This is a genomic window from Halobacteriovorax sp. (genome assembly GCF_041587335.1).
GTDB lineage: Bacteria > Bdellovibrionota > Bacteriovoracia > Bacteriovoracales > Bacteriovoracaceae > Halobacteriovorax.
The window spans coordinates 17,980-38,162 of sequence record NZ_JBFGYP010000018.1 but is presented as its reverse complement, the minus strand read 5'-3'; the positions used below and the strand labels follow the sequence as shown (position 1 = coordinate 38,162).

General features: G+C 34.8%; 18 protein-coding genes and 1 riboswitch. Of the genes, 8 read left to right on the top strand and 10 right to left on the bottom strand.

The window, feature by feature from the left end; all coding sequences use genetic code 11:
- Positions 1-645 (bottom strand): LysR family transcriptional regulator (locus tag ABX784_RS04745; protein WP_372653237.1); only part of this gene is annotated, 645 nt, incomplete at its 3' end.
- Between the two features lie 105 nt (positions 646-750).
- Between ABX784_RS04745 and ABX784_RS04740 the strand changes: the two genes are divergently transcribed.
- Complete coding sequence (locus ABX784_RS04740) at positions 751-975, top strand: hypothetical protein (RefSeq protein ID WP_372653234.1); 225 nt, start codon at positions 751-753, stop codon at positions 973-975.
- 13 nt (positions 976-988) lie between these two features.
- Positions 989-1,231 (top strand): hypothetical protein, encoded by a 243-nt coding sequence (locus ABX784_RS04735; protein WP_372653232.1) that lies wholly within the window; start codon positions 989-991, stop codon positions 1,229-1,231.
- 40 nt (positions 1,232-1,271) lie between these two features.
- On the opposite strand, the gene ABX784_RS04730 is transcribed toward ABX784_RS04735, so the two are convergent.
- On the bottom strand, positions 1,272-1,625 hold the full coding sequence (locus ABX784_RS04730) for a response regulator (RefSeq protein WP_372653229.1): 354 nt from the start codon (positions 1,623-1,625) through the stop codon (positions 1,272-1,274).
- Positions 1,626-1,842: 217 nt separating this feature from the next.
- Here ABX784_RS04730 and ABX784_RS04725 point away from each other — a divergent pair, with 217 nt between their 5' ends.
- Both ABX784_RS04725 and ABX784_RS04720 read left to right on the top strand, forming a co-directional pair.
- Complete coding sequence (locus ABX784_RS04725) at positions 1,843-3,570, top strand: ABC transporter ATP-binding protein (RefSeq protein WP_372653226.1); 1,728 nt, start codon at positions 1,843-1,845, stop codon at positions 3,568-3,570.
- A gap of 215 nt (positions 3,571-3,785) precedes the next feature.
- Complete coding sequence (locus tag ABX784_RS04720; protein ID WP_372653221.1) at positions 3,786-4,760, top strand: YheT family hydrolase; 975 nt, start codon at positions 3,786-3,788, stop codon at positions 4,758-4,760.
- A 63-nt stretch (positions 4,761-4,823) separates the two neighbouring features.
- Here ABX784_RS04720 and ABX784_RS04715 read toward each other — a convergent pair whose 3' ends face one another.
- Positions 4,824-6,308, bottom strand: coding sequence for a trypsin-like peptidase domain-containing protein (locus ABX784_RS04715; RefSeq protein WP_372653218.1), 1,485 nt, complete (start codon positions 6,306-6,308; stop codon positions 4,824-4,826).
- Positions 6,309-6,505: 197 nt separating this feature from the next.
- On the bottom strand, positions 6,506-7,450 hold the full coding sequence (locus ABX784_RS04710; protein ID WP_372653215.1) for a LysR substrate-binding domain-containing protein: 945 nt from the start codon (positions 7,448-7,450) through the stop codon (positions 6,506-6,508).
- A gap of 66 nt (positions 7,451-7,516) precedes the next feature.
- Positions 7,517-7,615: riboswitch (TPP riboswitch) on the top strand.
- Between ABX784_RS04710 and ABX784_RS04705 the strand changes: the two genes are divergently transcribed.
- The 4 genes from ABX784_RS04705 (at position 7,604) to ABX784_RS04690 (ending at position 12,463) form a co-directional block, all read left to right on the top strand.
- The gene (locus tag ABX784_RS04705; RefSeq protein ID WP_372653213.1) at positions 7,604-9,049 is read left to right on the top strand and encodes a sodium:solute symporter; all 1,446 of its coding nucleotides are present in this window, start codon (positions 7,604-7,606) and stop codon (positions 9,047-9,049) included. (Overlaps the previous riboswitch by 12 nt.)
- 85 nt (positions 9,050-9,134) lie before the next feature.
- Positions 9,135-11,435: an NADP-dependent malic enzyme gene (locus ABX784_RS04700; RefSeq protein ID WP_372653210.1), complete on the top strand. Its 2,301-nt coding sequence runs from the start codon at positions 9,135-9,137 to the stop codon at positions 11,433-11,435.
- Positions 11,436-11,439: 4 nt separating this feature from the next.
- The gene (locus ABX784_RS04695) at positions 11,440-11,823 is read left to right on the top strand and encodes a Rid family detoxifying hydrolase (protein WP_372653206.1); all 384 of its coding nucleotides are present in this window, start codon (positions 11,440-11,442) and stop codon (positions 11,821-11,823) included.
- A 1-nt stretch (position 11,824) separates the two neighbouring features.
- A complete protein-coding gene (locus ABX784_RS04690; protein WP_372653204.1) occupies positions 11,825-12,463 on the top strand; it encodes a YdcF family protein in 639 nt (212 codons plus the stop codon).
- Here ABX784_RS04690 and ABX784_RS04685 read toward each other — a convergent pair whose 3' ends face one another.
- The 6 genes from ABX784_RS04685 to ABX784_RS04660 form a co-directional block, all read right to left on the bottom strand.
- Positions 12,464-15,082, bottom strand: coding sequence for a hypothetical protein (locus ABX784_RS04685; RefSeq protein ID WP_372653202.1), 2,619 nt, complete (start codon positions 15,080-15,082; stop codon positions 12,464-12,466).
- Between the two features lie 136 nt (positions 15,083-15,218).
- Positions 15,219-15,479 (bottom strand): hypothetical protein, encoded by a 261-nt coding sequence (locus ABX784_RS04680; RefSeq protein ID WP_372653199.1) that lies wholly within the window; start codon positions 15,477-15,479, stop codon positions 15,219-15,221.
- 56 nt (positions 15,480-15,535) lie between these two features.
- Entirely contained in the window at positions 15,536-17,725 is a 2,190-nt protein-coding gene (locus ABX784_RS04675; protein ID WP_372653197.1) for a bifunctional (p)ppGpp synthetase/guanosine-3',5'-bis(diphosphate) 3'-pyrophosphohydrolase, read from the bottom strand.
- 7 nt (positions 17,726-17,732) lie between these two features.
- Complete coding sequence (gene gmk / locus ABX784_RS04670) at positions 17,733-18,299, bottom strand: guanylate kinase (RefSeq protein ID WP_372653195.1); 567 nt, start codon at positions 18,297-18,299, stop codon at positions 17,733-17,735.
- A gap of 2 nt (positions 18,300-18,301) precedes the next feature.
- Positions 18,302-19,174 (bottom strand): YicC/YloC family endoribonuclease, encoded by an 873-nt coding sequence (locus tag ABX784_RS04665; protein WP_372653193.1) that lies wholly within the window; start codon positions 19,172-19,174, stop codon positions 18,302-18,304.
- Positions 19,175-19,184: 10 nt separating this feature from the next.
- The gene (locus tag ABX784_RS04660) at positions 19,185-20,165 is read right to left on the bottom strand and encodes an acetyl-CoA carboxylase carboxyltransferase subunit alpha (protein WP_372653191.1); all 981 of its coding nucleotides are present in this window, start codon (positions 20,163-20,165) and stop codon (positions 19,185-19,187) included.
- Between the last annotated feature and the right edge of the window lie 18 nt (positions 20,166-20,183).

The window sequence follows — 20,183 nt, the reverse complement described above, 5'->3', positions numbered from 1 at the left end:
TGTAATGGAATTTTTTGAAAAGAATAGCTCTATTTCGTATTTTAAGTAAGAGTTTTTTGTATAATTAAAAAATGGGAGTTTAGTCAAAGATTCAGGGAATCCTCTTTTATATTTTTGATACTTCTTGTGGGCTATTACATAAGTCTTATTCACACCAATTCTATAAGAGCTCATCGAAGTTGACGTTAAGTCCTGCCCATCAGTAAAGACCATATCAAGGTTCTCCTCCTCTAGGTCGGCGAGAAGTAAATGCTTTTGTCCCTCTTTTACATTCACGACGATCTCTTCTTGATTAAAAAGAGGAAGGATGACCTCATAAAGAAAGTGGTGAGACATAAAGTGTGTCACTCCAATATCGATAGATTTCTTTGGCATCTGTATCTGATTTCGAAGCCTTCTAGTCAGCTCTCTTCCTTGGGTAAATATCCCCTCAGCATAGGTAAGAGCAAACTCTCCTTCAGAGGTCAAAAAAAGGCTTCTATTTCGTCGCTCAAAGAGCTGACAATCGAAGTATTCCTCTAGAAGTTTGATTTGATCACTAATGGTTGGTTGCGAAACAAATAGCTTCTCTGAGGCGGCCTTAATAGAGCCCTCTTTAGCGACAATGTAAAAGTAGTATAAGTGATTGAAATTAAGTCTTTCCATAGGTACCTCAATTAACTTTAAACTAACTATATCAGTAAATAAAACGATTTTTATTATTTTTTGAACTGCACGATAATTAGAAAATCTTAGTCAACGGAGACGATTATGAAGAAGATTTTGATAACTACTTTTTTAATATTTTCAATATCACCAGGAGTACTTGCGAAGTCAAAATGCAATCCAACAAAGCACTTAGAAATCTCGTGCACCGATGTAAAGAATTATAAAAGAAGTGGATTTTGCTTAAAAATAGAGAAAAAAGACAAACTGACTGAATCTAAAAAAGTAAAGATCTGTCAAACAGTACCAAGAAGATTAAGAAATAAATAATTCAGGAGAAATTATGAAAAAAACAAACTCACTAATTCTAGTTACTATCCTAGGCCTATTGGCACTATTCTCTAACGTTTCAGCAGTTGCTGATGAGTCAGAATCAGAATTTTCAAATATTCAGGTTGAGTCATCTGAAGAAACTGGAACAGCTTCTACTACATATGTAAGTGATGAGGAAGAAGAGGAAATGCCAACAACAGCTGTAATGGAAGATGATACAACAGCTATCAATTCAACAGACTCAGATATCTAACTTAACTATCTTCCCCAGGGAAACTTCCTTGGGGATTAATCTAGGCCAAAAGCTCTTCTATAAATCCAATTAACTCTTTAAACCTTACAGGTTTTTTAAAAAACTTTCTTACGTTGCTTGGGACCTCTGTTGTTTCTGCATCCAAGAATCCTGTAACAAAAACTATCTTATCAAAGCTTGGGTCTATTTCACTGATTTGGTGTGCAAGACTAAATCCGTCACCATCTGGCATACGAACGTCACTCACCACAAGATCAAATGAAGAATCTTTAAAACACTTTGCCCCTTCATTACCACTGTGCGCAATAGAGACATTAAAACCACGGGACTCAAATAGATCTGCCATCATTTCGCAAATCTGAACCTCATCATCAACAATTAGAATATTTTTCATAGCAACCTCAAGAAAAATTGTACCACCAGATATGGGCCACAATAAGCATAAAATGGTGATTTCTATAAAATCTTTTTTCATCATTTTTCATATTATGCCTTATTTCAATAAGATAGCGGTTCGCACAACACGAAGCGAAAGGATGAACAGTTGTCTATTGACCTTCTTTAATATAAATACTTAATGCACTGATTATATTAACGAAACCGGTAGATCTATGTCAGAAAACATTTTAAGTATTAAAAATTTAACAATTGAATTCAAATCAGAAGACGAAACAGTTCGCGCTGTAAAAAGTCTTAATCTAGATATCCCAAAAGGTAAGACTGTAGGTCTTGTTGGTGAGTCTGGTTCTGGTAAATCTGTTACATCTTTAGCGATTATGGGTCTTATCCCTAGTCCTCCAGGTAGAATTTCAGAAGGTGAAATTCTTTTCCACGGAGAAGATTTAACAAAGATGTCTCAAGATCAAATGAGAAAAATTAGAGGGAACCATATTGGAATGATTTTCCAAGAGCCGATGACTTCTTTAAATCCTGTATATACAGTTGGTAACCAAATTGATGAAGTTCTAGTACTTCACCAAGGAAAGTCAGCTAAAGAGGCTAGAAAAAGAACAATAGAACTTCTTGATGAAGTGGGAATTCCTTCTCCATCAGAGTCTGTTAACAAATATCCACACCAAATGTCTGGTGGTCAGAAACAAAGAGTAATGATTGCAATGGCAATGGCCTGTGAACCAGAGTTACTTATTTGTGATGAGCCAACAACAGCACTTGATGTAACAATTCAAAAGCAAGTTCTTGAACTTATGTTTGATCTTCAAAGAAAGCATGGAATGTCTATGCTCTTCATTACGCACGACCTTGCAGTTATTGCTGATATTGCTGATGAAGTTGCTGTTATGTTCCGTGGAGACCTTGTTGAGAAGAACACGACAAAGAAACTATTTGAAAATCCACAGCACCCTTATACTAAAGGGCTTCTAGCTTGTAGACCTTCTCTTGTAGAAAACACTAGAAGACTTCTTACTGTAGAAGACTTTGTTGGTGGTGTTGCTACTAATGCAGACGATCTTGAGCCACTTAAAAAAGAAATTAAAGTTGCTAGACCAATAGATGAAAAAGAGAATCCAGTAATCCTTGAAATTAAAGGATTTGCTAAGCACTTCCCTATTAAGGGTGGTCTCTTTGGTAGAACTGTTGATCATTTCAAAGCTGTAGACGATATTAATATCAAAGTAAGAAAAGGTAGAACTTTAGGACTTGTTGGTGAGTCTGGTTGTGGAAAGACTACACTAGGTAGAGCGATTCTAAGACTAATTGAGCCAACTGCTGGTGAAGTTTTCTACCACGGTCAAGATATTACAAAAATTACTCAGGAAGAAATGAGAATACTTAGAAGAAAAATGCAAATTATCTTCCAAGACCCGTACTCTTCTCTAAACCCTAGAATGACTATTGGTGATATTATTACAGAACCAATGGTAATTCATAATATTGGTGGAACTAAGAAAGAAAGATACCAAACAGCTGCTGACCTTCTAGAAAAGGTTGGACTAAAAGGTGATCACTTAAATAGATACCCACATGAGTTCTCAGGTGGTCAGAGACAAAGAATTTGTATCGCAAGAGCACTTGGTCTTCAGCCAGAGTTTATTATTTGTGATGAGTCTGTTTCTGCACTAGATGTATCAGTTCAAGCGCAAGTTCTAAACCTTCTTCAAGATCTTCAAGATGAGTTCAACCTCACTTATATCTTTATTTCTCACGACCTTTCAGTTGTTAAGTATATCTCTGATGAAGTTTGTGTAATGAATAAAGGTAAGATTGTAGAATATGCAACTTCTGATGAAATCTACAAAAATCCACAAGATCCATACACTCAAAAGCTACTTAGTGCGATACCAAAAGGTGTTCCTAAAGAACTTCTACAAGAACAATAATTCATTTAAAAACGAGGCCCTTTAAAGGGCCTTTTTTTTGGATTTTATTTAAAATATAAAATGAAACTGAACTCAGTCTTCTATAAACAAAAAAACATCATTAAACATTATCTATCTAGTCTCGACTAACCTGTAGGAAAAATTCTTCCAAACTTGATCTAGTACCAGTTTCTTAAGGTATACTACTTATATATTTTCTAAGGAGAAAAATAGAAATGCCCTTGATCTCATCCTCTACACATAAGTCAGAAAACATTCTAAGAAATGGACATATTCAAACTCTTTATCCCTACTTCTTTAGAAAGATTAGAGGGGTTACTTATTCAAGAGAGAGGATTCTGACGGAAGATAATGATTTCATTGATATTGATAAGAGTAAAGTTGGGTCTAAAAAGGCAGCTATTCTATCTCACGGCCTAGAAGGTTCTTCAGATACTCAATATATAAGAGGAATGACAAAACACTTAAATAGCGTAGGAATTGACGTCATCTCTTGGAATATGAGGAGCTGCTCAGGAGAGCTAAATTGGACGGAAAAGTTTTATCACGCAGCTACAATTACAGACCTAGACCTAGTAATTGAAGATACTTTAAATAATAATTCTTATGATGAGGTTTTCTTACTTGGCTTTAGCTTAGGAGCTGCTCTTACAACAAACTATCTTGGACTAAAGAGTGAAAATGTTAACTCTAGAATAAAGAGATCTGTCGTTTTATCTGCTCCTTGTGATTTAAAATCCTCTATTGCAGAACTTTCTCGTCCCATGAATAAGATGTATCTTGAGAATTTTCTAGGTACTATGAGAAATAAAATACTAGAGAAGCATAGTACTATTGGACTTAGTAAAGTAGACATAAGAGACCTAAAAAAGGTTAAGACTTTTCAAGACTTTGATAATCGCTTCACTGCCCCACTTCATGGTTTCGAAGATGCCAACGATTACTACGAAAAAGCTAGTTGTAAAAATAAAATACAAAATATCAAAATTCCAACTTTAATGATCAATGCTAAAAATGATCCCTTTCTTGGAGATGACTGTTATCCGGTTCATGAAGCTAAGCAGAATAATAAATTTTTCTTAGAGATTCCTCCTTCTGGAGGTCATATTGGATTTATGGAGAACTTTAAAAAAGGAACTCTTTGGTCAGAACTACGAGCACAACAATTTCTTTTAGAAGACAACTTTTAAACTAGAGATCTTGTTCACTCTAGTAGAAAAAATGGGGACAAAATAATCTGCCCCCTCTCTTATCTACTTTGTCACAGATAGTTTATATGAGTTCCCTACACCTTTATATCCGTAAACCTGAATATAATACTTACCTTTAGAAAGGTACTTAGAAACTTCCTCAACATCTTTAGTACTCAGAGAACTTGCTACAACTTTCTTACTAGAGTCGAACAGTTTAATATCAAGATCTCCCTTTGAATGAAGAAAGTTAACTGTAATTTCGATAGAACTTGAACTTGATAATTCAAAGAAAAAGAAGTCCGTATCATTTTGATCAAGAGTAAATTCTTTCTCTTTTGAGAAGCTCACCTCTTTAGCTGCTTCGAAAGAGTTATTCTCCACATCCAAACTCTCCACAGAAACATTTAATGAATACGAATTTACGGCTCCCTGATAACCAAAGACTACAAAGTAGACTTTTTCTCCAGATGATTCAAAAGAAAACTTTTCATTATCCGTAGATGTCTCAGACTTTGATAGAACCTTTCCACTTGAACTAACAACATAAATATCAAGATCTCCTCGAGAATGGCTAAAGTTAACACTAACAGAAACTTTGTCTCCTGAGCTTGCCTCTATAGAGTAGTAATCTAGATCACTAGAGCTATCGACACTTAGGCCCTGAAGACTTTGATTGTCTCCACTTAACTTAAAGGCCTTTGCGATAGAGTTATTATTTTCAGTAACATCTACTTCTCCCGGCACATCATTACTAGAAAATAGGTCAGGAAATCTTGAATTAATAACTGGTACAATCTCACTCATTTTTACTGCATAATTTTCATATCCTCTTCCCATTCCATTATTTCCATAACCTGCATGGTGAAGACCAACAACTTTATGAGTAGAGCTATCAAACATTGGTGAACCAGATGACCCTCCCAGTGTATCGGCATTATGAGTATACTCACCACTTACTTCAGTAATGCTTCCAGTAGAATATTTCTTAGTCCAGTCACACCCTCTATCTAAATAGTAGTCACAGTTTTGTTGAACAATGTATATTGATTGATCAGCACTCTTTTCAGATGAGTCAATTGTTACAAACCCAAACTTTGATCCAGGACTTCCAGAACATTTTAATAGAGCAAAATCATGTTCAACATTATTCATAAGAAATGTACTACAATCATACGTTTCCCATGAAGACTCTCCGACACCTTTTAAGTGTCTAAAACTTGCAGTAACTCCAACTGCATCTGAAGCACTAGGAATACAGTGCTCATTGGTCATTAGCACATCTTCAGAAATTAAGAACCCTGTACATCTCGACTGGGCCATAGCAAGGGTCACGTCGGCGACTGGAGACGATGCTTTTCTAATGGAATGAGTTGTCGATAAATCAGAAATTTCTTTCCAGTCAGTTGATCCAATAATGATTTGAGAATCAAAAAGTGTTGGATCAGATGATTGAGTCTCATCACTCTTTCCACATGAAATAACAATCAATAATGTAAAAGTGAGTAGAAGTGTTTTCTTGAGGCAATTCTTTGAGGTGATCATCATAATAAGGACTCCCTTTCCTAAGTATGAAAATTTCAGAATTAGATTCTGAAAAGTTGGAAATAATATACCTAGGGGATTCCTTAATGACCGTCTTTATTTACTAACAACTTCTATCAAGTTTTTCGAAAAATGCTTAACAGAATCTTAGTCACTTAGAAGACATTTTATGCAAGTGGATCATTTTGACACTTATAAAATCAATATAAATCAACAATCGAGAGGTCTCCATCCTTTAAAGAACGAATTTCTTTTGGAAGAACTGAAACTATTGTCTCCTCTAAAGCATCGATAATTTTCTCTTTTAAAAATATCCTTCCATATACAATAGAAACTTCACGTGTTGGCGCTGGCTTTTGAAATTCACGAACCATTTTCTTTCTTGCACTACTTAAGTCAAGAGTTGCAAGATATGGCAGTAAAGTATAGCCAGAGCTTTGAACCACTAAGTTTTTAAGAGTTTCTAGATTTCCTGATTCAAATCTTAGATTTTTATAAGTGCTATTTTCTAAATTCATAGTACACACTTTTAAAACTTGAGTTCTAAGACAGTGACCTTCATTTAATAACCATAGACTATTTTTAGATAGATCTGATTCTTTAATTTTCTTTTTCTTATAAAGATCCTGATCAGGAGATGTGAATAAAAAGAACGGTTCATAAAATAGAACTCTTTCAATAAGTGATGGCTCTTGTAGAGGTGTCACTAAAATTGCAGCATCTATTTCTTCCTTATCAAGTAACTCAATAATCTCTTCAGTTTTAAACTCTTCAATGACGAGTTCTACACGAGGATACTTATCAGCAAACTTCTTTGCAAATAGAGGGATAATATAAGGAGCAAGAGTAGGAATTACGGCCAATCTAAACTTTCCAGAGACCTCTCCCTGAGAATTTTCTAGGATATGAAAAATACGATTATATTCTTTAATTACAACCTGGGCCTGCTTGATAACTTTATCGCCTTCAATTGTAGGACGAATTGGAGATTTTGACCTATCAAAGAGTATTACACCTAGCTCATCTTCTAGTTTCTGCAGCTGCATACTTAGAGTTGGCTGAGTAACATTGCACTCCATTGCCGCTTTTTTAAAGTGTCTGTGTTTATTTACAGCTACAACATACTCAAGTTGAGTTAAAGTCATGTAATTTCTCCCATTGCATAAGTATTATTAGTATAATAAAGATAAGATCACACTACAATAAGCCTTTTATTTAATCAGGGGAGCTTTTAGCTGAGAGGAGTTTCTAACTCGACCCTTTAACTTGATGCAGGTAATGCTGCCGTAAGGAGACTCATGAACCAGATCAAATCCAATATTAGTTTACTAGATACAATCACTCCTTTTGACTGGACTATCTTCGCATGTGTCTTAGGTCTAACAGGGCTTAGTGTTCTCTGGGGAATGAGACTTAAAGAGAAGTCACAAATAAAAAATGATGATGAAACGACTTACCTAGATTTACTTCTTATGGGAAGGCAGCTAACTCTCCCACTCTTTATAGCTACTTTAGTTGCAACTTGGTATGGGGGAATTTTTGGTGTTACAGAAATAGCCTTTAACCACGGTATTTATAATTTTGTTACACAAGGGGCCTTTTGGTATGTGGCCTATATTATTTTTGCGTTTTTTATTATTGATAAGATTAAAGGAAGAGAGGCGCTAACTCTTCCAGATCTTATTGGAAAGATGTTTGGACCAAAGTCTGCAAAGCTCAGTGCTATATTCAACTTCTTTAACGTTCTTCCAATTGCCTATGCTATCAGCCTTGGAATTTTTTCAAAAATGCTCTTTGGAGGAGAATTGTGGGTAAATACTGCAATAGGTGTGAGCTTTGTCTTACTCTACTCTATGTGGGGAGGCTTTAGAGCTGTTGTATTTTCAGATTTAGTACAGTTCTTTGTTATGTGTTTTGCAGTACTACTTGTTCTAGTATTAAGTATTTCTAATTTTGGTGGGTTAAGTTTCTTACAAGAAAACTTGCCTAGTAGCTACTTTTCTCTAACGGGAACAATGGGAATAGGTACAACATTCGTTTGGGGTTTTATTGCCTTATCTACTCTTGTTGACCCTAACTTTTATCAGCGCTGTTTTGCTGCCGACTCTCCAAAGACGGCTAAAAAAGGTATTTTGATTTCTACATTTATTTGGTTTTGTTTTGATATATGTACAACCTTTGGTGCAATGTACGCTAAGGCCGTAATTCCAGAAGCAGAGTCTTCACATGCTTACCTGCTATATGCTGCTCAAATTCTTCCAGATGGACTAAGAGGTCTCATGCTTGCTGGTGTACTTGCAACCATACTCTCTACTATTGACTCATACTTATTCCTAGCTGGGACAACTCTTGCTTTTGACCTTGCTCCAAAGAAATTTAGAACAAACCCAATGATTCATCATGCAGGAGTACTCATAGTGGGAATCCTTGCTATTATCATGGCGCAAGTATTTGACGGCAATATTAAAACTGTCTGGAAAACACTTGGTAGTCTTTCAGCGGCCTGTTTACTCTTTCCAGTATTATTTGGTTATATCTTCCCCAATAGAATTACTGATAAACAATTTGTAGTGACTTGTATCATGGGGATAATTACGACTTCCTACTGGCGCAACGCTTCACATCAAGGCTTTTGGGAAAATATAGATGAACTCTATATAGGTGTTTTTACGACGGCCTCTATACTTTTATTCTTCTATTTTACCTCTTTAAATAAAGCCGAAGTCACAGCGCGCAAAGACTAAAAAAAGAGTCTCATTTCGTGCCATTTCAATATCTTTGAATTATTCTTGTATACTTTAAATCATGAATCAAAAAAAGGATGTTTCGATGAGCACGAAACCTACAAATGAAGAAAGAAATAAACAAGCATTGGCATATCATAATGGTGAAAGACCCGGAAAAATTGAGGTCGTTCCAACAAAAGCATGTCTAACTGCTGAAGACCTAGCGCTAGCATACACTCCAGGTGTAGCAGCTCCTTGCCTTGAAATCGCCAAAAATCCAGAAGATGCATTTAAGTATACGAGTAAGGGAAACCTTGTTGGTGTAATTTCAAATGGTACTGCAGTCTTAGGACTTGGAGATATTGGAGCACTTGCAAGTAAGCCAGTGATGGAAGGTAAAGGCGTTCTCTTTAAAAGATTCGCTGATGTTGATGTTTTCGATATTGAAGTTAATGAAACGACTGTCGAAGGAATGGTTAATGTTGTTAAGTCACTTGAGCCTACTTTTGGTGGAATTAACTTAGAGGATATTAAAGCTCCAGAGTGTTTTGAAATTGAAAAACAATTAATTGAAAAAATGAATATTCCTGTTTTCCATGATGATCAGCATGGTACTGCTATTATCGCTTCTGCTGGATTTATCAATGCAATGGATATTGCAGGAAAGAAAATGGACCAAGTAAAAGTAGTATTTAGTGGTGCCGGTGCAGCAGCAATGGCATGTGCGAAACTATTCTTTAACTTAGGTGTTAAGAATGAAAACTTACTTATGTGTGACTCAAAAGGAGTGATTTATAAGGGCCGTGAAAACGGAATGAATAAGTATAAAGAAGAGTTTGCAGTTGATTCAGAATGTAGAACTCTAGCAGATGCCCTTGATGGAGCAGATGCTTTTATAGGTTGTTCTGCAAGAGGTGTTTTAACAGGAGAAATGGTTAAGACAATGGCCAAAGATCCTATCATCTTTGCAATGGCCAATCCTGAGCCAGAAATTTACCCACATGAAGCACATGAAGTTAGAACAGATGTAATAATGGCAACGGGAAGATCTGACTTTCCTAACCAAGTAAATAATGTTCTAGGTTTCCCATTCATCTTTAGAGGAGCACTAGATGTTAGAGCAACTAAAATAAATGATGAAATGAAACTTGCTGCAGTTAGAGCACTTGCAAGCCTAGCAAAAGAAGAAGTTCCTGAAGAAGTAAAGATGGCCTACGCAGGTCAAAGCTTTAAATTTGGTAGAGAATACTTAATCCCTAAGCCATTTGATACAAGAGTTCTTACAAGAGTATCACCTGCTGTAGCAAAAGCTGCTATGGATTCAGGTGTTGCTAAAAGTCCAATCAAAGACCTTAACGAGTATGCAAAACAACTTGAAGAAAGACTTGGAAGTTCTGCAAGATTCTTAAAATCATTAAGAGACAGATTAAGCTCAAGAGTAGAGAAAAATGGAAAGAAAACAAAAGTTGTCTTTGCAGAAGGATCTAACACTAGAATTCTAGAAGCTGTTAAATTACTTCTAGATGAAGGCAGAATCGAGCCAATACTTCTTGGAAACAAAGAAACTATTCTTAGCAGAATGGAAAAACTTGGTCTTTCAAGATTAAATGAACTTGAAATAATCGAGCCAGCTAAACACGAAAGATTCAAAGAGTTCTATAGAGAGTACTGCTCTATGAAACAAAGAAATGGTGTTAGTATTTATCATGCTGAAGATAAAATGGCACAAGAGAACTACTTTGGTGCCATGATGGTTAGAAAAGGTATGGCCGATACAATGCTATCAGGTCCAACACTAAGTTACCCTGAATGCTTCAAGCCAATAATCAATGTCGTTGGAACTCAAGAGTCTATGAAGGCCGCTGGTGTATATATTCTAATCTTTAAGAATAGAATTCTATTCCTAGCTGATACAACTGCTCAAATTGATCCTTCACCAGAAGACCTATGCGATATTGCTAAATCTACTGCGAAGTTATTTAAGCAATTAATTAACAGAGATCCAAATATTGCATTTGTTAGTTATTCAAACTTTGGATCTAACAATCACTCAGGTGCAACTAAAATGAAGCAAGCTGTTAAGCTTTGTCATGAAAGATACCCTTCTTTAAATGTAGAGGGTGAAATGCAAGCTGACGTTGCTGTTAATGCATACATCAGAGAGAAGCTATTTAGCTTTGCAGATATGAAAGGTCCTGCTGATATTTTAATCTTCCCAGATTTAAACTCAGCTAATATTAGTTACAAGCTTTTACAACAATTAAGTGAAGCAGATGCTATTGGTCCTATCCTTGTAAGTATGAACGATACAGTTAATATTATTCAAAGAACTGCAACAATTTCTGAAATCGTTAACATGTCTAATATAACTGCCCTTTTAGCAGAAGAAGAGAAAGAAGGATAAAGAGATGGCATTTACAAAAAATATCATTAGTACAGACCTTGCTCCAGCAGCAGTTGGAACTTACTCTCAGGGCGTAGAACACAATGGAGTGTTCTACTTCTCTGGACAAATTGGAATTGATCCAAAGACATCAAAGTTACAGGAAGGCTTCCAAGCTCAATTAGATCAGGTTATGAAAAACATAGACGGTCTTCTAGAGTCACAGGGAATTGATAGAACTCATATTATTAAAACAAGTATCTTCTTAACAGATCTTGGTAAATTTAACTTAGTAAATGAAGCTTACATCAATTACTTCTCAGAACCATACCCAGCAAGAAGCTGTGTTGAGGTTCCAAACCTTCCAAAAGGTGCAGTTGTAGAGATTGAAGTTATAGCTGCGAGATAAGATGTTTAAAAAGAGATATATTTTTGAAACGAAGAGAACTAGAGTCTTAAGATATTTACAAAATATCGGCTTTATTTCTCTTGTTTCAGTTATTCTCTATGTGATTATCTCTTTAATCTTTATTCTCATGGCGAGAAACTCAAACCAACAAACACTGCAAACCTTTTACAATCGCTCACCTGACTTAATCGTAGTATTCACTGGAGACTCAGGAAGAATCCCTCTCGCAGTCAAGCTAGCTAAGAAGTATAAACAATCCAATATTTTCATTACAGGTGTATACTCAAAGAACTCAGTAGATAGCCTCCTAAGGCCTCTACGCTTGGGTGAAGGTTTTGATCCTAACCTACTTACAATTGATTACTTAGCACGAAATACAGTTGAGAATGTGCTCTCAACACTAAGACACTTAAGAGAGCGCACAGGTAACCGTAAGATCATTGTGATCTCACATGACTACCATGTGATGCGTATTAAGCTAATCTTTAATAATTTGATGGAAAAAACTGATGATTATAAGTTCTACTTTTACAGCGTAGAAACAGACTACACTAATATTAGAAATATAAAGATTATGGCAAAAGAAGTATATAAGTGGATTAGAACTTATGGGTTCCTAATTCTCTGGTCTCCCGAGTAACTAGGCATCTCTACTTGGTCTTTTAATTAAAGACTTAGACCCTTTTTTTGACTCTTCCTTACCTTTCAAGCTCTCTTTTAAAAAGAATACTTCTTCTGATAAAGAAATCATATTTTGGCCTTTCTCAACATTTTCACTTCTTTGTTTCACAAGATCTTCTTTTACACTAAGTAACTTCTCACGAATATTTTCACGCTTCTTTCTAAGAAGATCTACTTGATTAAAAATAGATTTCTTCTTTGAAACCTCTTCATCATAAAGCCTTCTAGTACAAGCGAGATCTTCACTAAGAGAGTCAACCTCTTTTCTAAGCATGATTAACTCACTTTCATCAGTGTAAGGAATATCTTTAGATTCTTTAGTTATTTTTTCTTCTAATTCTCTAATACTACTTTTTAAGACATTCTTATTAGCTCTACACTTTAGGACTTCACTTTTAATTTCTTCAGAGTTTTTTCTTAGGTGAACTAAGTTAGTTTGAAGTTTTGAGAACTTCACTTCAAGATCCTCTAGAGCAAGGTCTTCTGAAGAAAACTTACCTTTAAGGGACTCTATTTCTTCATGAGTTTCATTTATTGTCGATGAAACTTCAGAGATCATATTAACAACGATTCTCTTTTTTGCATTTAGTCCTTTCAGCTTTTGAGCCTCTTCCTCTTTTTGATTCATTAAATTCTTAAGAAAAGCTCTCTCTCCTTTAAGCTTTTCAGTACTACCTTTTAGCTTAAGACTGAGATCCTGATTCTCTGACTTTAGAGTTTCATACTCTTCTTGAGTTGAAGTAATATTTCCATTAACTCTTTCAATTGCATCACTTTTAATCCTTAAAGTATTTTGAACTTTTTCTTTTTTTAAACTAAGTTTTTTTGTTCTATCATTTTCTTTAAGATATTGAGCCTTTAAATGCTTTATCTCATCATCTCTTTCTTCAATGATAAAATATAATTCCTCTAGATCAGCCTGGGCCTCTATGTAATGTTTCTTCTTTTGTTTAATTGTCTCTGTGATACTTTTGATTTTTAAATCTTTATCATCTATTTCACTTTCAATATTTGCAGTATGCATCTCTAATTCTTTAAGTGATTTTACAACATTACTAGATACCTCGAGCTCACTTTTAAGATTGGACTCTAGCTTTAGTAATTTCTCCTCTAGAATATTCTTTCTATCTTTACTCTTTTCTACTTTTTCAATCAGAAGAGATCTAGAGTTCTTATTAGATACTATATTATTTTTTTGCTCTAATATTTCTTTATCTAGAGCTTCATTCCTTTCATTCTGTAGCGATATATTTTCTTGCAAACTAGAAATGCTACTAGAGACTCTCTCTAAGTACTTTGCTTCTTTTTGCAATCTCTCATTTTTATAGAAACCTTCATCAACAAGAGATTCCAAGAGTAGCTCTTCAGTCTTTAACTTTTTACTAATCAGTCTTGTTTCTTTTTTAGTATTTTCGATCTCATTTTCTAGAGAGATAATATTCTCTTTAAGGTTTATTTTTTTATTTTTTTGACTCTCTATTCTTTGAATATTTTTTGAAAGGTCTATCTTAGCCGACTCTAGGGTGGCCCTCTTCTCTTCAAGGTCTTTCTTTATAACCTCAATGGCACTCTTCTCTTGCGATATAATTTCTTTATCTATACTTTCTTTTGCTTTTAGAAGATTAAATTCTTTGCTTAGGTTTTGTAGCGTCTCATCTAAAGTTCTCTTTTCTTCATCTAAAAGTAAGAGATCATTTTCAATTTCTTTCTTTTGTAAAATTGATCTATTGATCAACTCATCCATTCGTGACTGGTTATCCTCTAACTCCACAATTTTTGAGCATAGCTTATCTTTTTCAATTACAAGTTTTGAGAGCTCTACTTCCTGATCCTTAAAAAGAGAATCAGAATGCTCAATTTCAGATAGAAGCTTTGTAAGCATTACTGAAGAGCTTGCAATCTCTTCTCTAGTAACTATCAACTCATTTGTAATATTTAAAAGGTCTTCTTCAAGCTTTATCTTTCTTTCACTTGAAGCTGTGATGTCTTTTTTGAGTTCATTTAATTCATTAGTTTTATCGTCTAACACTCTTTTCTGTTTCGAGTAAGTACCATCAAGCTCTGTAACATTAGAGTGCAGTTCCTTTGATTTTAATTTATTCTTTGAGTGCTCTCTTTCAGTGTTCTCTAAAGACTCAGAGAGCTTTGTCAGCATTTCAGACTTAACTTTCATATCGTCAGTAAGACTCTCTATTTTGGACTTAAAATCACAAGACTCTCTTTCGAGCTCTAGCTTTCTCTTTGTATTTTCTTCAATTTTCTTATTTAAGGTACTGCGAGTGATTCTTTGTTCACTTAGGGAGTCTTGCAGTGAAAGGTATTTCGTAAAAACTCTTTCAACTTCAGCTTCACTCAATTGTAATGATTGAGTAAGTTCTCGATTGGTAAATTCTATTTTCTTTTTTTCTTTTAATATCTGCTCTATTTCTTCTATTAATTCTTTTAAAGTCTCTTTCAATTGATAACGATTGGAATATTTTTCAGTAATATCTAATGAGCTCAAAGCATTGCTTTTAACTAAATCTTTTTTAGTAATCTCGTAGCTCTTCATTAGTAATTTATTTTTAAAATCAATCATACTTCCTGCTTATTAGATTAAACAATATTCAGATACTATTATGTATTGTTCTCCCCCTCTTTATTAGAGGGAATAAATTACTAACTGAAAGGGTAAGTTATTAAAAAATGGTTATTTATATAAGGAAAATACTCAACTACTGAAATTTTAAGACATTATCGTGGAGATTCTCATCAGGTTCGACGAGTCTTAAATGTCTTTTTGGTAATTTATTGATTGTCTTAAAATTGAGAATTTTATCGTTAGAAAATGAGATACTTTCATTTTCTAAGTTTGATAAATTTCTAATTGAAGACCTAGGTGATAAGAGAATAATTTCGGCCTGAAGGATCTCAAACTTTCTTATTCCCTTATTTGCTTTTAAACTTGATGAATATTGATCGTTCTCGTTTTTCATACAAGAATCTTATCAAACTGTAGGACCAGTAAGTATCGGGCATTTTTTTCGTGCCCCTATACTCTATTTACTGAAATAACTTCTTCGATCGCTTCAACACAATTAATCGTTTTAAGTAGTTCAGAAAAGTCATTAACTTCAATTTCAAAGATAAAACTTCCCTTTCTATCAGGTAGTGATTTAGCAAGTGCTGACCTAATGTTAACTCCGAGACTATTAATATTTTTTGAAATCTGAGAAAGAATTCCTGGCTTATCGTGAGTAATAACACGAATATTAACAGGGTGCTTGAATGAGAAGTCAGAGTTCCACTCAACAGATACATTTCTTCCAATCTCAGCAGAGTCAACTCTATTACACTTAGTTGTATGAACAGTAATACCTCTACCTCGAGTGATATAACCAGTAATTGGGTCACCAGGAATAGGATTACAGCAACGGGCCATACGAACCATTACATCGTTCATACCATCAACAATAACAGCATTATCTTTATTTGATTTTCTTCTCGCAGACTTTGAAAGTTCTTTAGAGAAGCTATCAATTTCATCAAGCTCACTTATTGCTTTCTCATCTTCATTCTTCTTAAGTGAAGGGAACTCTTCAACTACTTGCTTAGCAGTAAATTTTCCAGATCCAACATTTATAATAAGGTCATCCTCATTGGATACACCTAGAGACTTTAAGACTTTTGAAACTTCAGTTAACTTGAAGGCATTCTTCATAGAAGTACCTACAACTCTAAAAGCTTTTTCTAAGATCTCACGTCCTTGCTCTTTATTCTTCTCTCTCTCAACCTTCAAAAGCCACTGCTTAATCTTTTGCTTGGCCTTTGAAGACTTTACAATATTGACCCAGTCTTTATTTGGTGTTTGAGTTTTACTTGTTAATATCTCAACAGTGTCACCAGACTTAAGAGTGTATCTAAGAGGAACCATTCGACTATTTACTTTAGCCCCAACACACTTATTTCCAATTTCTGTGTGAACAGCATAGGCAAAATCCAGAGGCGTAGCACCATACCTTAACTCTCTAACATCACCATCAGGAGTAAAAACAAATACTCCACCAACGTCTAAGTCATTTTTAATAACGTCCATGAAGTCGTCATTATTATCAACACTCTTATTAAACTCTAAAAGTTCTTGAACCCAGTCTAATTTCTTAGCGAATCCATTCTTACCTTCTTTATATTTCCAGTGAGCGGCAATACCTCTTTCAGCAATTTCGTCCATCTCTTGAGTACGAATTTGAATTTCAATTCTCTCTGCCTTAGGACCGATTACTGTTGTGTGAAGTGATTGGTAGTTATTTACTTTTGGAATGGCTATATAGTCTTTAAACCTTCCAGGAATTGGAGTGAAAGAAGAGTGAATGATTCCAAGCGCCTTATAACATTCAGTAATATTTCCAACAATAAGTCTAAATGCCAGTACATCTTGAATTTGTTCAAAATCTACTCCTCTAGCATTCATTTTCTTATAGATTGAAAAGAAATGCTTGGAACGACCTTTAACATCACTATTTACTGAATACTCAAGGAGTTTCTCCTTGATGACATCAATCGTCTCTCTAATATAGACATCTCTTTCAGATTTTTTCATTGCTACTTTTTCTGCAAGTCTATAATAGATCTCTGGCTTCATAAATCTTAAGCATAGGTCTTCTAACTCTCCTTTAACGGAGTTGATCCCTAAACGGCTTGCCAGAGGTACATATATCTCTAATGTTTCAGTTGCAATTTTTCTTTGCTTCTCATCTGAAACATATTGAAGAGTTCTCATATTATGCATACGATCCGCTAGCTTTACGATAATTACACGTAAATCTTTTGCCATCGCAACAACCATCTTTCGAAAGTTTTCAGCTTGAGACTCTTCTTTAGTTTTAAATTTTATTTTTGATATTTTAGTAAGACCCACAACAATTTGTGCAATCTCAGGAGAGAATTCTTTCTCTATCTCTTCAGGTGTAACATCGCAATCTTCAACGACGTCGTGTAACAGCCCAGCGATAACACTATCCATATCCATTCTAAGCTTCACTAGAGTTCCAGCTACGTTTAGAGGATGAATAATATACTCTTCGCCAGAGCTTCTCATTTGACCTTTGTGTGACTTTTCAGCGAAGAAATAAGCCTTCTTAAGTAAAGCAAAGTCTGCATCTGGATAGTATGCTTCCATTCTCTTTACTAATTCTTCAATATTTAAGTCTCTTTCATGTGAGAAATCTAGGCGGTGGAACATCTTTACCTTACGAGTTTAATATTTTTGTTATTGTGTCTTTAAGATCCTGAAAAGCTACTTCTAGCTCTTCATTCTTTACACAAAAATCATAATCATCTTTTCTTAATACTTCTCTTTTAGCATTCTCTAGCCTCAGGTTTATAACTCCTGTGCTATCAGTTCCTCGTCCTCGTAATCTTTTTTCCAGCTCTGGAATTGAAGGAGGTGCTATAAAAATGATCTGCGCCTTATCTTTAAAGTAGGCCTTAAATGAATCGGCCCCCTGAACATCAAGATCAAATAGAAGATTCTTTCCCTTCTTTAGCTCTCCCTCAACAAATGTCTTAGAAGTTCCATAGTAGTTAGAATGAACCTTCGCCCATTCTATGAATTCATTATCATCTTTCATTTTTAAAAATGTTTCTTCATCAATAAAGTTATATGAAATACCATCTGCCTCACCTTCTCGTATTTTACGAGTAGTATATGAAACGGACTCTAAAAGATCAGTGAACTCGGCCTTAACCTTCTTTATTAAAGTAGATTTACCAGTTCCCGAAGGTGCAACAATAACTATAATTTTACCAATACTCATACTTACTCTAGATTTAAGCCCTGTTCTCTAATTTTTTCTAATTGTACTTTCATCTGAACGACATTATCAGAGATTTCCTTTAGCGAAGATTTAGACCCTATGGTATTTGTTTCCCTATTTAGCTCTTGAATCAAGAAATCTAATTGTCTACCAATCTCTCCACCGCTAACTAAAATTGACTCAAACTTCTCTAAATGAGCTGCAATTCTGTTAATTTCTTCATGAACATCCATTTTCTCTAGATAATAAACCACTTCTTGAAGAAATCTTGGTTCATCTACATTTAACTCTTCAGAGAAGTCTTGAAACCTCTTTTTGAGTCTTTCTTCAACATTTTCTTGAAATGAATCAGCTAATCCAACTATTACAGAGTAGTGTTTTTCGAATTGCTCTTTGTGAGAATTAATCACTTTGAGCATCTTCTCACCTTCAGATAATCTAGACTCTCTCAAAGATACTAGAGCATTTTCAAAAGCAGTTTTAGCAAGCTCAAAGCTTTCTTCACTAGTATCATCAAGATCTTTATAGAAATCCTGTCTAAGGAATTCACTAGGTGAAATTGATAAATCAAGACCTTGCTCTTTAACCATTTTTGATATCTTTCCTAGAAAGTACTTAACTTTCTCTTCGTCAATATCGTCAAACTTAGTTCTTCCCTCAGCTTTCTTGTAATTGATATATATATCAAAACTTCCACGCTTAAAGATTTCCGATAATTTATTTTTTAAATCTATTTCAATAGGTGCAAAGAGTGAGGACATTTTAAAACGCAGGTCTTTAAAGCGATGATTAACACTTTTAATCTCGGCAGTAATAACCCAGTCATTACCACTGGCTTCACCTTTACCAAACCCTGTCATTGATTGAATGGCCACACTTAACTCCTTACTGAACTTGAGTAATTGTTTGATTACCCATTCTTCTAAATTTTTCAAATCTCTGCTCTAAAAGCTTCTCAGTGCTCACCTTTGAAAGGGCCTTAAGTTCTTTAGAGATAGACTTCTTAACCGTTTCAAGAGCTGCAGACTTATTCTTATGAGCTCCACCAATAGGCTCTTCGATAATTGAATCCACAACTGCTAGCTCAAGAGCTTTAGATGGTACTAACTTTAAAGAATTAGCTGCATCTTCTGCTTTCTTAGGATCTGCCCAAAGAATTGAAGCACAAGATTCTGGAGATATTACAGAGTAAATTGAGTACTCCATCATCATAACCTTATCAGCAATAGCAATACCTAATGCTCCACCTGATCCACCTTCACCAATAACAACAGAGATAATTGGTGCTTTGATATCAAACATCGCTGCTAGATTTTCAGCGATCGCACTTGCTTGTCCTCTTTCTTCAGCACCAATACCTGGATATGCTCCCGGAGTATCAATGAAAGTAACAATAGGAATTCCAAAACGTCCTGCAGTCTCCATTATACGAAGTGCTTTTCTATAACCTTCAGGTCTAGGCATTCCAAAGTTATGGTGAACTTTCTCTTTTGTTTTTCTACCTTTTTCAATTGCAATGATAGCAACTTTCTTTCCATCAATTTTACCAAAGCCAGTAATCACAGCTGGATCATTTGCAAAATGTCTATCACCAGAAAGTTCTTTAAAGTCCTCTACCATTTCACTAATGTAATCAATTGCGTGAGGACGGTTTGGGTGTCTAGAAAGCTGAACTCTTTCCCAAGGGCTTAAGTTTGCATAAATATCTTTAATGAGAGTACTTACCTTCGTTTGAAGTGCATTTATCTCTTTGCTAATATCTATTTCTGGACGAAGTGATGCTTCCTGAAGCTCTTTAATCTGGTTTTCCAGATCTCTTACAGGTTTTTCGAATTCTAATGTGTAATTATTAAGTAAATCACTCATATGCTACCTCACTAAATT